This is a genomic window from Enterobacter cloacae complex sp. ESBL7 (genome assembly GCF_041679625.1).
GTDB lineage: Bacteria > Pseudomonadota > Gammaproteobacteria > Enterobacterales > Enterobacteriaceae > Enterobacter > Enterobacter asburiae_B.
On sequence record NZ_JBGORN010000002.1, the window covers coordinates 250,924 to 264,752 of the forward strand.

At 55.7% G+C, this 13,829-nt stretch carries 16 protein-coding genes; 12 read left to right on the top strand and 4 right to left on the bottom strand.

All coding sequences use genetic code 11. The annotated features are described in order from the left end of the window. Window positions 1-8: 8 nt before the first annotated feature. The 12 genes from ACERY3_RS11320 (at window position 9) to hisP (ending at window position 11,023) form a co-directional block, all read left to right on the top strand. Entirely contained in the window at window positions 9-668 is a 660-nt protein-coding gene (locus tag ACERY3_RS11320; RefSeq protein ID WP_039263236.1) for a DedA family protein, read from the top strand. Between the two features lie 154 nt (window positions 669-822). After that, on the top strand, window positions 823-1,728 hold the full coding sequence (gene accD, locus ACERY3_RS11325) for an acetyl-CoA carboxylase, carboxyltransferase subunit beta (protein ID WP_003861408.1): 906 nt from the start codon (window positions 823-825) through the stop codon (window positions 1,726-1,728). Between the two features lie 70 nt (window positions 1,729-1,798). After that, a complete protein-coding gene (folC, locus tag ACERY3_RS11330; protein ID WP_373225668.1) occupies window positions 1,799-3,067 on the top strand; it encodes a bifunctional tetrahydrofolate synthase/dihydrofolate synthase in 1,269 nt (422 codons plus the stop codon). Next, entirely contained in the window at window positions 3,057-3,743 is a 687-nt protein-coding gene (dedD, locus tag ACERY3_RS11335; RefSeq protein WP_069303122.1) for a cell division protein DedD, read from the top strand. The genes folC and dedD overlap by 11 nt, the downstream gene beginning before the upstream one ends. A gap of 228 nt (window positions 3,744-3,971) precedes the next feature. After that, window positions 3,972-4,460 carry a colicin V production protein gene (gene cvpA, locus ACERY3_RS11340; RefSeq protein ID WP_000262116.1) on the top strand — a complete coding sequence of 163 codons (489 nt, stop codon included), beginning with the start codon at window positions 3,972-3,974 and terminating at the stop codon, window positions 4,458-4,460. A gap of 33 nt (window positions 4,461-4,493) precedes the next feature. Further along, window positions 4,494-6,011, top strand: a complete 1,518-nt coding sequence (gene purF / locus ACERY3_RS11345) for an amidophosphoribosyltransferase (protein ID WP_024908947.1) — start codon at window positions 4,494-4,496, stop codon at window positions 6,009-6,011. 89 nt (window positions 6,012-6,100) lie between these two features. After that, window positions 6,101-6,670 carry a UbiX family flavin prenyltransferase gene (locus ACERY3_RS11350; protein WP_029740194.1) on the top strand — a complete coding sequence of 190 codons (570 nt, stop codon included), beginning with the start codon at window positions 6,101-6,103 and terminating at the stop codon, window positions 6,668-6,670. A 291-nt stretch (window positions 6,671-6,961) separates the two neighbouring features. Further along, complete coding sequence (gene argT, locus ACERY3_RS11355) at window positions 6,962-7,744, top strand: lysine/arginine/ornithine ABC transporter substrate-binding protein ArgT (RefSeq protein WP_196354936.1); 783 nt, start codon at window positions 6,962-6,964, stop codon at window positions 7,742-7,744. Window positions 7,745-7,970: 226 nt separating this feature from the next. Next, entirely contained in the window at window positions 7,971-8,753 is a 783-nt protein-coding gene (gene hisJ, locus ACERY3_RS11360; RefSeq protein WP_023336423.1) for a histidine ABC transporter substrate-binding protein HisJ, read from the top strand. An 88-nt stretch (window positions 8,754-8,841) separates the two neighbouring features. Then, window positions 8,842-9,528, top strand: a complete 687-nt coding sequence (locus tag ACERY3_RS11365; protein WP_023336422.1) for a histidine ABC transporter permease HisQ — start codon at window positions 8,842-8,844, stop codon at window positions 9,526-9,528. Beyond that, window positions 9,525-10,241, top strand: coding sequence for an ABC transporter permease (locus tag ACERY3_RS11370; protein ID WP_008502590.1), 717 nt, complete (start codon window positions 9,525-9,527; stop codon window positions 10,239-10,241). The genes ACERY3_RS11365 and ACERY3_RS11370 overlap by 4 nt, the downstream gene beginning before the upstream one ends. Before the next feature lie 8 nt (window positions 10,242-10,249). Next, window positions 10,250-11,023 (top strand): histidine ABC transporter ATP-binding protein HisP, encoded by a 774-nt coding sequence (gene hisP / locus ACERY3_RS11375; protein ID WP_023312558.1) that lies wholly within the window; start codon window positions 10,250-10,252, stop codon window positions 11,021-11,023. Window positions 11,024-11,173: 150 nt separating this feature from the next. On the opposite strand, the gene ACERY3_RS11380 is transcribed toward hisP, so the two are convergent. From ACERY3_RS11380 to yfcG, 4 genes are all read right to left on the bottom strand, one after another. Continuing rightward, the gene (locus tag ACERY3_RS11380; protein ID WP_373225673.1) at window positions 11,174-11,683 is read right to left on the bottom strand and encodes a GNAT family N-acetyltransferase; all 510 of its coding nucleotides are present in this window, start codon (window positions 11,681-11,683) and stop codon (window positions 11,174-11,176) included. Between the two features lie 44 nt (window positions 11,684-11,727). Further along, on the bottom strand, window positions 11,728-12,621 hold the full coding sequence (locus tag ACERY3_RS11385; protein WP_033146089.1) for a TIGR01777 family oxidoreductase: 894 nt from the start codon (window positions 12,619-12,621) through the stop codon (window positions 11,728-11,730). Window positions 12,622-12,634: 13 nt separating this feature from the next. Beyond that, on the bottom strand, window positions 12,635-13,003 hold the full coding sequence (folX, locus tag ACERY3_RS11390; RefSeq protein WP_023312555.1) for a dihydroneopterin triphosphate 2'-epimerase: 369 nt from the start codon (window positions 13,001-13,003) through the stop codon (window positions 12,635-12,637). Window positions 13,004-13,078: 75 nt separating this feature from the next. Continuing rightward, window positions 13,079-13,708: a GSH-dependent disulfide bond oxidoreductase gene (gene yfcG, locus ACERY3_RS11395; RefSeq protein ID WP_373225676.1), complete on the bottom strand. Its 630-nt coding sequence runs from the start codon at window positions 13,706-13,708 to the stop codon at window positions 13,079-13,081. Window positions 13,709-13,829 lie beyond the last annotated feature (121 nt).

Below are 13,829 nucleotides of genomic sequence, written 5' to 3' on the forward strand. Positions count from 1 at the left end.
TAGACAATATGGACGTAATACGTTTTCTGATTGATTTCATTCTGCATATTGATGTTCACCTGGCGGAGCTGGTCGCGCAGTATGGCGTCTGGGTTTACGCCATTCTGTTCCTCATTCTGTTTTGTGAAACCGGTCTGGTCGTTACCCCATTCCTGCCAGGGGATTCACTGCTGTTCGTTGCCGGGGCGCTATCGGCGTTACCCACTAACGATCTGAACGTGCATCTTATGGTTGTGCTGATGGTGATTGCCGCCATTGTCGGTGATGCGGTCAACTATACGATTGGACGGGTGTTCGGTGAGCGGCTTTTCAGCAATCCTGATTCGAAAATTTTCCGTCGCAGCTATTTAGATAAAACCCATGCGTTTTATGAACGCCATGGCGGGAAAACCATTATCCTTGCGCGTTTTGTGCCTATCGTGCGCACATTTGCACCGTTTGTGGCGGGAATGGGGCATATGTCCTATCGTCATTTTGCGGCATACAACGTGGTTGGCGCGCTGCTGTGGGTACTGCTGTTTACCTACGCAGGCTATCTGTTTGGCGATCTCCCGGTGGTGCAGGAAAACCTTAAGTTACTGATTGTAGCGATTATTGTGCTTTCCGTACTGCCTGGCGTTATCGAAATCATTCGTCACAAACGTGCGGCGGCAAAACAAGCGAAGTAAATGCACACTGGCGGTTCGACCACTTTTTTATCCAAAGTTTCGGGCTGTTATGTTTTAATGTGCAACATTCATGGTCTGTTGGAGGCAAAAATGGCATTATTCGCCTCTTATAGCAAAACTGGCATACGACCAGGTTCAGGCAGAAAGGTTATCAATGAGCTGGATTGAACGAATTAAAAGCAACATTACCCCAACGCGCAAAGCGAGCATTCCTGAAGGGGTATGGACGAAGTGTGATAGCTGCGGTCAGGTTCTGTATCGCGCAGAGCTGGAGCGCAACCTTGAGGTGTGTCCGAAGTGTGACCACCATATGCGTATGTCGGCGCGCAACCGCCTGCATAGCCTGCTGGACGAAGGCTCTCTGGTAGAGCTGGGTAGCGAACTTGAGCCAAAAGACGTGCTGAAGTTCCGCGATTCCAAAAAATATAAAGATCGTCTGGCCTCTGCACAGAAAGAGACCGGCGAGAAAGACGCGCTGATCGTCATGAAAGGCACCCTGCATGAGATGCCGGTTGTCGCCGCTGCTTTTGAGTTCTCCTTTATGGGCGGCTCAATGGGCTCCGTGGTCGGTGCGCGCTTCGTGCGTGCCGTTGAGCAGGCGCTGGAAGACAACTGTCCGCTGATCTGCTTCTCAGCCTCCGGCGGCGCGCGTATGCAGGAAGCGCTGATGTCGCTGATGCAGATGGCGAAAACCTCTGCTGCGCTGGCGAAAATGCAGGAGCGCGGTCTTCCGTACATCTCCGTGCTGACCGACCCAACCATGGGCGGCGTCTCCGCGAGCTTCGCGATGCTGGGCGACCTGAACATCGCTGAGCCAAAAGCGCTGATCGGCTTTGCGGGTCCTCGCGTTATCGAGCAAACCGTTCGTGAAAAACTGCCGCCGGGCTTCCAGCGCAGTGAGTTCCTCATTGAGAAAGGCGCTATCGATATGATCGTCCGCCGTCCGGAAATGCGCCTGAAGCTGGCGAGCATTCTGGCGAAGCTGATGAATCTGCCAGCGCCGAACCCGGATGAGCCGCGCGAAGGCGTGGTGGTACCGGATCAGGAACCCGAGGCCTGATAACTGAAAAGGGCAGGGCCGGTTGGCGCTGCCCTTTTGCTTTCTAATCTGTTAATGACAACCGGGCATTATGGAAAATAAAAGCATTCCCCAAGCCACGTCGCCCCTGGCCGCGTGGCTTTCTTATCTGGAAAACCTGCACAGTAAAACCATCGATATGGGGCTTGAGCGCGTAAGCCAGGTCGCCGCGCGTCTTGATGTGCTCAAACCGGCACCTTTCGTGTTCACCGTCGCGGGTACCAACGGTAAAGGCACAACCTGCCGCACGCTGGAATCTGTCCTGATGGCTGCGGGTTACAGGGTAGGCGTTTACAGCTCTCCACACCTGGTACGCTACACCGAGCGGGTTCGCGTGCAGAACAGCGAGCTGCCGGAATCGGCGCATACGGCGTCGTTCGCGGAAATTGAAGCCGCACGCGGTGAGATCTCATTAACCTATTTTGAATACGGCACCCTGTCGGCGCTGTGGCTGTTCAAACAGGCGCAGCTGGATGTAGTGATCCTTGAGGTTGGCCTCGGAGGACGTCTTGATGCCACCAATATGGTGGATGCGGACGTGGCGGTGGTCACCAGCATCGCGCTGGACCATATCGACTGGCTGGGACCGGATCGTGAAAGCATTGGCCTCGAGAAGGCCGGTATTTTCCGGGCGAATAAACCCGCCGTGGTCGGCGAGCCGGACATGCCGCACACCATTGCTGACGTGGCAAATGAGAAGGGCGCGCGTCTGCTGCGCCGCGGCGTTGACTGGCAGTATGAGGTTCAGGATAACGGCTGGCGCTTCAGCGATGCCCAGGGCGCGCTGGACAATCTGCCGGTGCCGCAGGTGCCGCAGCCGAACGCAGCAACCGCGCTGGCGGCTCTGCGCGCCAGCGGATTAGCGGTCAGCGAGCAGGCAATTCGCGACGGCATTCAGAGCGCAATTCTGCCCGGGCGTTTCCAGGTTGTCAGCGAGTCACCGCGCCTGATTCTGGACGTGGCGCATAACCCGCATGCGGCGGCGTATCTCGCGGGACGTCTCAAATCGTTACCAAAAACCGGGCGCGTGCTGGCGGTTATCGGTATGCTTCATGATAAAGATATCGGCGGTACGCTGGCCTGCATGGAGACTGTGGTCGATAGCTGGTATTGTGCTCCTCTGGAGGGGCCGCGCGGCGCGACGGCTGAGCAGTTGATGGAACATCTCGGCAAAGGCGCAATCTATAGTAGCGTGGCGCAGGCCTGGCATGCCGCGATGGCGGATGCTAAACCAGAAGATACCGTGCTGGTGTGTGGTTCATTCCACACGGTGGCACATGTCATGGAAGTGATGGACGCGGGGAGAACCGGTGGCGAGTAAGTTTCAGAACCGTTTAACAGGAACCATTGTGCTGGTCGCGCTCGGGGTGATTATTCTCCCGGGTCTGCTCGACGGGCAGAAAAAGCATTATCAGGACGAGTTTGCCGCTATTCCGCTGGTGCCGAAACCGGGTGACCGCGATGAGCCGGATATGCTGCCAGCGGCGACGCAGGCGCTGCCTGCCCAGCCGCCGGAAGGTGCGGCGGAAGAGGTGCGCGCAGGCGATGCCGCCGCCCCGTCGCTCGATCCGTCTCGTCTGGCGGCAGCGAGCAGCAGCGATATCGATCCGGTGCCGGTTGAGCAGCCTAAACCCGTTGAAAAAACGAAGCCGGTTGAGAAGCCGCAGCCGAAACCGCAGCGGGATAAAGCCGCAGAGCAGCTGGCTGCCGCATCAGAAACCCCACCGCCGGCAAAACAAGACGCGGCACCGACCGGAAAAGCGTACGTTGTGCAGCTCGGCGCGCTGAAAAACGCCGACAAAGTTAACGAGGTCGTGAGCAAACTGCGCAGTGCGGGATATCGTGTTTACACTTCACCTTCCACGCCGGTGCAGGGTAAAATTACCCGTATCCTCGTGGGGCCAGAAGCGTCCAAAGATAAGCTTAAAGGTTCGCTCGGCGAGCTGAAGCAGATCTCCGGCCTGAGCGGTGTGGTGATGGGCTACAGCGCGAACTGATAAGATCTTACCCAACCTCGGAGTGGTTTGCTCCCTCTCCCTTGAGGGAGAGGGCCGGGGTGAGGGGGAGCAGACGTCCACAGAGACGTCAAATGGACCGTGGCGTTGAACATTTTTTCAGCGCCTTTTTTATTTACGCGCGGGAAGGAAATCCCTACGCAAACGTTTTCTTTTTCTGTTAGAATTCGCCCCGAACTGGATGACAGGGCGTTAAATCGTGGGACACATATGGTCTGGATTGATTACGCCATCATTGCGGTGATTGGTTTTTCCTGTCTGGTTAGCCTGATCCGTGGCTTTGTTCGTGAAGCGTTATCGCTGGTAACCTGGGGTTGTGCTTTCTTTGTTGCCAGTCATTACTACACTTACCTGTCTGTCTGGTTCACGGGCTTTGAAGATGAACTGGTCCGAAACGGAATTGCCATCGCGGTGCTGTTTATCGCAACGCTGATTGTCGGCGCTATCGTGAATTACGTGATAGGTCAGCTGGTCGAGAAAACCGGTCTGTCAGGAACGGACAGGGTGCTCGGGATCTGTTTCGGGGCGTTACGAGGCGTGCTGATTGTGGCCGCGATCCTGTTCTTCCTGGATACCTTCACCGGGTTCTCCAAAAGCGAAGACTGGCAGAAATCGCAGCTCATTCCAGAGTTCAGCTTCATCATCAGATGGTTCTTTGACTATCTGCAAAGCTCGTCGAGTTTTTTGCCCAGGGCATAAACCCTGAGATGTGGCTTAACGAGGAAAAGACGAATGTGCGGTATTGTCGGTATCGCCGGTTTCATGCCGGTAAACCAGTCGATTTATGACGCGTTAACGGTGCTTCAGCACCGTGGGCAGGATGCTGCGGGTATCATCACCATTGATGCAAACAACTGCTTCCGTTTACGCAAGGCGAATGGCCTGGTAAACGATGTGTTTGAAGCCCGCCATATGCAGCGTCTGCAAGGTAATATGGGGATCGGTCACGTTCGTTATCCTACTGCTGGCAGTTCCAGCGCCTCCGAGGCACAGCCTTTCTACGTCAACTCACCGTATGGCATCACCCTTGCTCATAACGGCAACCTGACCAACGCGCATGAGCTGCGTAAAAAGCTGTTCGAAGAGAAACGTCGCCACATTAACACCACCTCTGATTCTGAAATCCTGCTCAATGTGTTCGCCAGCGAGCTGGATAACTTCCGTCACTACCCGCTGGAAGCAGACAACATCTTTGCTGCGATTGCCGCGACCAACCGCCAGATCCGCGGCGCGTACGCGTGCGTAGCGATGATTATCGGTCACGGCATGGTAGCCTTCCGCGATCCAAACGGCATTCGTCCCCTGGTGCTCGGCAAGCGCGACCTTGGCGATGGCCGTACCGAATATATGGTTGCCTCTGAGAGCGTGGCGCTGGATACCCTGGGCTTTGAGTTCCTGCGTGACGTTGCGCCGGGCGAAGCGGTCTATATCACCGAGAAGGGCCAGCTGTTTACCCGCCAGTGTGCCGATAACCCGGTCAGCAACCCGTGCCTGTTTGAATACGTTTACTTCGCCCGCCCGGATTCCTTCATCGACAAGATTTCCGTCTACAGCGCGCGCGTGAACATGGGCACCAAGCTGGGCGAGAAGATTGCCCGCGAGTGGGACGATCTTGACATCGACGTGGTTATTCCTATTCCGGAAACCTCCTGCGATATCGCGCTGGAGATCGCCCGCATCCTGGACAAGCCATACCGTCAGGGCTTCGTGAAGAACCGCTACGTTGGCCGCACCTTTATCATGCCGGGCCAGCACCTGCGCCGTAAGTCCGTGCGCCGCAAGCTGAATGCCAACCGCGCGGAATTCCGCGACAAGAACGTTCTGCTGGTGGATGACTCCATCGTTCGCGGCACCACCTCTGAGCAGATTATCGAGATGGCGCGCGAAGCGGGTGCGAAGAAAGTCTACCTGGCCTCTGCTGCGCCGGAGATTCGCTTCCCGAACGTGTACGGCATCGATATGCCAACCGCCAACGAGCTGATCGCTCACGGGCGTGAAGTGGATGAAATTCGCCAGATCATCGGTGCCGACGGCCTGATTTTCCAGGATCTGAACGATCTCATCGACGCGGTGCGCGCCGAGAACCCGGAAATCCAGCAGTTTGAATGTTCCGTGTTCAACGGTATTTACGTGACCAAAGACGTTGACCAGCAGTACCTCGACTATCTTGATTCTCTGCGCAACGACGATGCGAAAGCCGTTCAGATGCAGAACGATCTTGAAAGCTTAGAGATGCACAACGAAGGTTGATGCTCCGGCAGGTGAGGGCGAATGCCCTCACTTGCAACTCCCCGCAAAATCCTGCACAGTCTGCCCTGAAATCAGTAAGGGCGAAAATCATGAAACGACTCATTGTTGGGCTCAGCGGCGCCAGCGGCGCGATCTACGGCGTACGTCTGTTACAGGTTCTGCGTAACGTGGCGGAAGTCGAGACCCATTTGGTGATGAGCCAGGCGGCGCGGCAGACCCTCTCTCTGGAAACCGATCTCTCCCTGCGCGATGTTCAGGCACTGGCGGACGTGGTTCACGATGCCCGTGATATCGCCGCCAGCATCTCCTCAGGCTCGTTTAAAACGGCCGGCATGGTTATCCTGCCCTGTTCAATTAAAACGCTCTCCGGCATTGTGAACAGCTATACCGACACCCTGGTGACGCGCGCGGCGGATGTGGTGCTGAAGGAGCGTCGTCCTCTTGTGCTCTGCGTGCGGGAAACGCCGCTGCATCTCGGTCATCTGCGTTTAATGACCCAGGCCGCCGAGCTTGGGGCCATCATCATGCCGCCGGTTCCGGCGTTTTATCATCGCCCGACCTCGCTGGATGACGTGATTAATCAGACCGTTAACCGCGTGCTGGATCAGTTTGACATCGACCTGCCCGAAGATCTCTTCACCCGCTGGCAAGGGGCCTGATTCTGTGCACAAACAGAGTGCATGAAAAGAGACGTTGCCCTGTTTCAGGGCAATTATGCAACGGCGATCATATCCTCGACATTTAATTCGTTTTTTCCCTTTTTCTCTTTCCGGTTCGTTCGGCAGACCTGCTATCTTTCACCATTAAGGCAATATCGCAACGTTTTATTAACATATTTAACGTCGAAGTTTTGACCAGACGGCAATGTGGCATAAGACCTGCAAGATGAAGCCTGCAACACAACACACAACACAATACATAATAAAATCACGGTACTTGAGGGTAAATGTATGAAGAAGACGGTTCTGGCTCTGTCTTTGCTCGTGGGGTTAAGTGCGGCAGCAGGTAGCTACGCAGCGCTTCCACAGACGGTTCGTATCGGTACAGACGCAACCTACGCGCCATTCTCTTCCAAGGATGCGAAAGGCGATTTCGTGGGGTTTGATATCGATCTGGGAAATGAAATGTGCAAACGCATTGCGGTGAAATGCACATGGGTGGGCAGCGACTTTGACGCGTTAATCCCGTCGCTGAAAGCCAAGAAAATCGACGCCATTATCTCTTCTCTCTCCATCACCGAAAAACGCCAGCAGGAGATTGCCTTCTCTGACAAGCTCTACGCCGCGGATTCTCGCCTGATTGCGCCGAAAGGCTCCCCGATTAAGCCCACCATCGACTCGCTGAAAGGCAAGCATGTTGGCGTGCTTCAGGGGTCGACGCAGGAAGGTTATGCCAATGCGACCTGGCGTGAGAAGGGCGTAGACGTGGTGGCTTACCAGAACCAGGATCTTATTTACTCTGACCTGGCCGCAGGCCGTCTGGATGCGGCATTCCAGGATGAAGTCGCCGCGAGCGAAGGCTTCCTGAAACAGCCTGCGGGTAAAGACTATGCGTTTGCGGGCCCGTCGGTAAAAGACAAAAAATACTTTGGTGACGGCACCGGTGTTGGCCTGCGTAAGGATGATACCGAGCTGAAAGCCGCCTTTGACAAAGCCTTTGCAGAGCTGCGTAAAGACGGTACTTACGACAAACTGGCGAAGAAATACTTCGACTTCAACGTATACGGTGAATAATGCCTGACGCTAACGCACTGCAAAGGTGCGTTGCGGGAGCGGTTGACCCAATGCGGTGCATTTGTTGCACCGTATTGGATCACTTTGTGCATACTTACGCATTTATAATGCAAAAATTCCCGACTGAAGGGCATTAGTCTTTGCCTGAAAGAGGGGATTAATGGCACATTAGCACCACCCCGTCGTCGTAAAAATCCCGTATGAAGACAGTTTGTTGAGGACAAATATGAAAAAACTCGTGTTGTCACTATCTCTGGTACTGGCCTTTTCCAGCGCCACCGCGGCATTCGCAGCCATTCCGCAGAAAATTCGGATTGGTACCGATCCAACCTATGCGCCGTTCGAATCGAAGAATTCAAAGGGTGAACTGGTCGGTTTTGACATCGATCTGGCCAATGAGCTGTGCAAACGCATCAAAGCACAGTGTACCTACGTTGAGAACCCGCTGGATGCGCTGATCCCGTCCCTGAAAGCGAAAAAAATCGACGTAATCATGTCCTCGCTCTCCATCACCGAAAAACGCCAGCAGGAGATTGCCTTCACCGACAAACTCTACGCGGCCGATTCTCGTCTGGTGGTGGCTAAAGCTTCTGACATTCAGCCAACGCTGGAGTCCCTGAAAGGCAAACGCGTCGGCGTGCTGCAGGGCACCACGCAGGAAACCTACGGCAACGAACACTGGGCGCCGAAGGGGATTGAAATCGTCTCCTATCAGGGCCAGGAAAATATCTACGCTGACCTGACGGCAGGCCGAATTGATGCAGCATTCCAGGATGAAGTCGCGGCAAGCGAAGGCTTCCTGAAAACGCCGGTGGGTAAAGATTACAAGTTTGGCGGCCCGTCCATTAAGGACGTGAAGTTGTTTGGTGTGGGTACCGGTATGGGCCTGCGCAAAGAAGACAACGAGCTGCGTGAGGCGCTGAACAAAGCGTTTGCTGAAATGCGCGCTGACGGCACCTATGACAAGCTGGCGAAAAAGTACTTTGATTTTAATGTTTACGGCGGCTAATCGCCCCGTCAAATAACGTGCGGCCCCTCCCTCGCTGGGAGGGGAAAAGACACGGTTCCACCACTCACGATACGACAGGGCTCGCGGTATGCTGTACGGATTTTCTGGCGTTATTTTACAGGGCGCGCTTGTCACCCTTGAGCTGGCTATCAGCTCCGTGGTGCTGGCGGTGCTGATAGGTCTGGCGGGCGCAGGGGCGAAGCTTTCGGCTAACAAACCGCTGGCGCTTATTTTTGAAGGCTACACCACGCTTATTCGCGGGGTTCCCGATCTGGTGCTGATGCTGCTGATCTTTTACGGTCTGCAGATTGCGTTGAACAGCGTGACGGACGCGATGGGCATGGGACAAATTGATATCGACCCGATGGTGGCCGGTATTATTACCCTCGGTTTTATCTATGGTGCCTACTTCACCGAAACCTTCCGCGGTGCCTACATGGCCGTGCCGAAAGGCCACATTGAGGCGGCAACCGCATTTGGTTTTACCTCTTCACAAACGTTTCGTCGGATTATGTTCCCGGCCATGATGCGCTATGCGCTGCCGGGTATCGGCAACAACTGGCAGGTTATCCTCAAAGCGACAGCGCTGGTCTCGCTGCTCGGTCTGGAAGACGTCGTGAAAGCGACTCAGCTGGCGGGCAAGAGCACCTGGGAGCCGTTCTACTTTGCGGTGGTCTGTGGCGTGATTTATCTGGTCTTTACGACCGCCTCCAATGGTGTGCTGCTTCTGCTCGAGCGTCGCTACTCCGTGGGTGTGAAGAGGGCTGACCTGTGATTGAGATTATTCAGGAATACTGGAAATCGCTGCTGTGGACGGATGGCTACCGCTTTACCGGCGTGGCGATTACGCTCTGGCTGCTGATCTCCTCCGTGGTGATGGGCGGCATTCTGGCGGTGTTTCTTGCCATTGGCCGCGTGTCGAACAATAAATTTATCCAGTTCCCGATCTGGCTGTTTACCTACGTGTTTCGCGGTACGCCGCTGTACGTGCAGCTGCTGGTGTTCTATTCGGGGATGTATACGCTTGAGATCGTAAAAGGCACTGAGATGCTGAATGCGTTCTTCCGCAGCGGCCTGAACTGTACGGTGCTGGCGTTGACGCTCAACACCTGCGCCTACACCACCGAGATTTTCGCCGGGGCAATTCGCTCTGTCCCTTACGGTGAAATTGAAGCGGCGCGCGCGTACGGCTTTTCCTCGGTGAAGCTTTATCGCTGCATTATTCTGCCGTCGGCACTGCGTATCGCGTTACCGGCGTACAGTAACGAAGTGATTTTGATGCTGCACTCCACCGCGCTCGCCTTTACCGCGACGGTGCCGGATCTGCTCAAAATCGCGCGCGATATTAACTCCGCGACCTATCAGCCGTTTACCGCGTTTGGCATTGCGGCGGTGCTCTATTTAATTATCTCCTATGTTTTGATTAGCCTGTTCCGTAAGGCTGAAAAACGCTGGTTGCAGCATATAAAACCTTCTTCGACGCACTGAGAAAGATGATGGCTGAGAACAAATTAAACGTTATTGATTTGCACAAACGCTACGGCGAACATGAAGTGCTGAAAGGGGTGTCGCTGCAGGCGAATGCGGGCGACGTGATCAGTATTATCGGCTCATCCGGCTCGGGTAAAAGTACCTTCCTGCGCTGCATTAACTTCCTCGAAAAACCGAGCGAAGGCTCGATTGTGGTGAGCGGGCAGAATATTAACCTGGTCCGTGATAAAGACGGCCAGCTGAAGGTCGCGGATAAGCACCAGCTGCGCCTGCTGCGTACGCGCCTGACGATGGTGTTCCAGCACTTCAATCTCTGGAGCCACATGACGGTGCTGGAGAACGTGATGGAAGCGCCGATTCAGGTGCTGGGCCTGAGCAAGCAGGAAGCCCGCGAGCGTGCGGTGAAATACCTGGCGAAAGTGGGTATCGACGAGCGCCAGCAGATGAAATACCCGGTGCATCTCTCCGGCGGTCAGCAGCAGCGCGTCTCCATCGCCCGCGCGCTGGCGATGGAACCGGAGGTGCTGCTGTTCGACGAACCGACCTCCGCGCTGGACCCGGAACTCGTTGGCGAAGTGCTGCGCATCATGCAGAAGCTGGCCGAAGAGGGCAAAACGATGGTGGTGGTGACGCACGAGATGGGCTTCGCCCGTAACGTCTCGAACCACGTTATCTTCCTGCATCAGGGGAAAATTGAAGAGCAGGGCCACCCGGACGAGGTGCTGGCGAACCCGCAAAGCCCGCGCCTGCAGCAGTTCCTGAAAGGGTCGTTGAAGTAGGTTTTGCCTTTCCCCCTCTCCCTGTGGGAGAGGGGCGGGGTGAGGGCATCAGACCGCAGTGCAGCCCAATCGCCCGGTGGCGCTTCGCTTACCGGGCCTACGGACTGGGTGTTCTCCCTCTCCCTGTGGGAGAGGGCCGGGGTGAGGGCATCAAGCCGCACCGCACTCCAGCCGATACACCCAGTCGTCATAGCGCACGCCGTCAATTTCATACGCCTTTTCCAGCACCTGCGTACGCACAAACCCTGCTTTCTCCAGCACGCGCACCGAACCGCCGTTGTCCGCCAGCACATATGCGTTAATCGCTTTTACGCTGGTCTTGTTAAACGCGTAATCGCACACCGCGCGCAGCGCCTCGCTGGCAATCCCTTTTCCCTGCGCGGCAGGCACAACCGTATAGCCAATATCGGCCTCTTCACGATTCTCAGGGCTGATTTGCAGGCCGATATCGCCCAGCGGCGTATCGTCCTCCAGAGAGCGGATCACAAAGACATGCTCCGCCATCAGGCGTGCGGCAAACGTGCGTCGGGTCTCTTTTTCCGGCGCGATGGCGGCCATGTAGCGCATGATGCTGCGATCTTCACGCAGCGAGCGGAAGAAGGCCCAGTCAGTGGGTTCGAAAGGGGTGAGGTGAAGCCGGGGAGTGGTGATCGTTGCCATTGTTACGCCATATCTTCGGAACATGGCCTGTCACTGTAACATATTCACCGCACCACATCCCCCAGCGCCTCTTCTAATTCATACCAGCGGAACGCAAACCCGGCCGCTTCCAGCCGTTTTGGCAGCGCCCGCTGTCCGCCTAATACCAGCACAGAGGCTTCCCCCATCATCAGGCGAATGACCGTGGCAGGCACGCGCAAAATCGCCGGGCGGTGCAGGGCATGACCCAGCGCGTGGGCGAACTGTTCGTTACGCACCGGATACGGCGCAACCATGTTAAACGGCCCGCGCAGATCGTTATCCAGCAGCCAGAGAATACCGTTGACCATATCGTCGATATGGATCCAGGCCAGATACTGACGGCCATTACCGATCGGCCCACCGAGTCCAAGCCGGAAAGGGGGAAGCATCTTCGCCAGAATGCCGCCCTTCGGCGCAAGCACGACGCCGGTCCGCAGCAGGCAGACGCGGGTACGATCGCTCTGCGCCGCGCAGGCGATACGCTCCCACTGGGCGCAGAGCTTATGGGTAAACTCGTTATGCGGCGGCTCTTCCTCGGTCACCACCACCTCGCCGAGATCGCCGTAATAGCCCACTGCTGAACCTGAAATCAGCACCGAAGGCGGCGTGTGGCTATTGCGGATCAGCTCGACCAGCTTTTCGGTGATGTTCCACCGGCTGCTGCATAACAGCTGTTTTTGCTCTTCCGTCCAGCGCTTATCGGCGATGGGTTCCCCCGCGAGGTTAATGACGGCGTCGAAGCCGTCCAGATTTTGCTGCTCGGCCAGATTTTTCCAGATATCGATACCCGCCCCGAGCACCTGGCGCGCTTTCTCCGGGCTGCGCGTGACCACGGTAATGTCGTGATGCAAGGCCTGCAGACGCGCAATGAGGTGACGACCAATAAGGCCCGTGCCGCCGGTCAGCAAAATCTTCATACAACCTCCAGGATTACGCCTGGCGTCGCCAGCTTAGCGTCATGGAGACGGAATCGGCGTAGCGCAGGGCGTGAAGTTTATCGATCTCAACTTCAGCATAAGTGACCCAGTGATGTTCGCGTGCGATATCGAGCACATCCTGAGTTAATTTTTCCAGCAGAGAGAAGCGGTTATTCTCCACGTACTGAATGATGTTTTTGGTAATTGTGCGGTAGTTCAGCGCGTCGTTGATGTCTTCGCTGGCCCGCGCTTTGTCTGCGGGATAGTGAATTACCACGTTAATGACAATATCCTGACGGTTGGCGATCTCTTCCTCTTTGATGCCGATGAAGGTGCGCAAGCGTAAATTTTTTATGCGAATAATAGCGTCTGGCTGTGACATTGCAGGTCTTCTCCGTGTCAGTATTTCCTGCTCATCATACATGAGAGGCTCGCGGGCACCCAGCCTCATAGAGGGTTAAATCTGCTGGATTTTTTGCATCGCCCGCTCGGTGGCCGGGCGGGTCCGAATGCGCTCAAACCAGTTATTCACCGCCGGGTAAGCGGCCAGGTCAATTCGGTGTTTTTCATGCGTATTCACCCAAGGCCAGCAGGCGATATCGGCAATACTGTAATGATCGCCCCCGAGCCACGGCGTTTTCTTCAGCCGACGGTTCAGAACGTCATACAGCCGTTGAGTCTCAACCTGATAGCGTTCGATCGCGTAGGGAATGGGCTGCGGGGCGTAAGCGGTAAAATGATGATTTTGCCCCAGCATGGGCCCCAGCCCGCTCGCCTGCCAGAAGAGCCATTGCAGGGTATGGTGACGCTCGCGCAGTTCGCCGCTCAGCAGTTTGCCGGTTTTCTCCGCCAGGTAGAGCAAAATCTCACCGGACTCAAACAGGCTCAGCGGCCTGCCTCCGTCCGCCGGGTGGTTATCAATAATGGCCGGGATTTTATTATTCGGCGAGATAGCCAGAAAGAGAGGGCTGAACTGATCGCCTTTGCTGATATCCACGCGAATGATCCTGTAATCCAGCTCGGCTTCTTCAAGAAAAAGGGTGATCTTATGGCCGTTTGGGGTAGGGGCGTAATAAAGATCGATCATTCTTAACTCCTGTCCATGCGAATAGCGGTGCCATGACAAATGAGTATAGGTGGTTGTTGTAAATCGTGAGTTTTCATCAAGTGACAGCGGGGCAAAGAGATTATATGTTGAGTAAAAACCG

Bases quoted from the DNA above. Each gene is read 5' to 3' on its own strand.
- ACERY3_RS11320 (WP_039263236.1), top strand. From the start codon at position 9: ATGGACGTAATACGTTTTCTGATTGATTTCATTCTGCATATTGATGTT.
- accD (WP_003861408.1), top strand. From the start codon at position 823: ATGAGCTGGATTGAACGAATTAAAAGCAACATTACCCCAACGCGCAAA.
- folC (WP_373225668.1), top strand. From the start codon at position 1,799: ATGGAAAATAAAAGCATTCCCCAAGCCACGTCGCCCCTGGCCGCGTGG.
- cvpA (WP_000262116.1), top strand. From the start codon at position 3,972: ATGGTCTGGATTGATTACGCCATCATTGCGGTGATTGGTTTTTCCTGT.
- purF (WP_024908947.1), top strand. From the start codon at position 4,494: ATGTGCGGTATTGTCGGTATCGCCGGTTTCATGCCGGTAAACCAGTCG.
- ACERY3_RS11350 (WP_029740194.1), top strand. From the start codon at position 6,101: ATGAAACGACTCATTGTTGGGCTCAGCGGCGCCAGCGGCGCGATCTAC.
- argT (WP_196354936.1), top strand. From the start codon at position 6,962: ATGAAGAAGACGGTTCTGGCTCTGTCTTTGCTCGTGGGGTTAAGTGCG.
- hisJ (WP_023336423.1), top strand. From the start codon at position 7,971: ATGAAAAAACTCGTGTTGTCACTATCTCTGGTACTGGCCTTTTCCAGC.
- ACERY3_RS11365 (WP_023336422.1), top strand. From the start codon at position 8,842: ATGCTGTACGGATTTTCTGGCGTTATTTTACAGGGCGCGCTTGTCACC.
- hisP (WP_023312558.1), top strand. From the start codon at position 10,250: ATGGCTGAGAACAAATTAAACGTTATTGATTTGCACAAACGCTACGGC.
- ACERY3_RS11380 (WP_373225673.1), bottom strand. From the start codon at position 11,683: ATGGCAACGATCACCACTCCCCGGCTTCACCTCACCCCTTTCGAACCC.
- ACERY3_RS11385 (WP_033146089.1), bottom strand. From the start codon at position 12,621: ATGAAGATTTTGCTGACCGGCGGCACGGGCCTTATTGGTCGTCACCTC.
- folX (WP_023312555.1), bottom strand. From the start codon at position 13,003: ATGTCACAGCCAGACGCTATTATTCGCATAAAAAATTTACGCTTGCGC.
- yfcG (WP_373225676.1), bottom strand. From the start codon at position 13,708: ATGATCGATCTTTATTACGCCCCTACCCCAAACGGCCATAAGATCACC.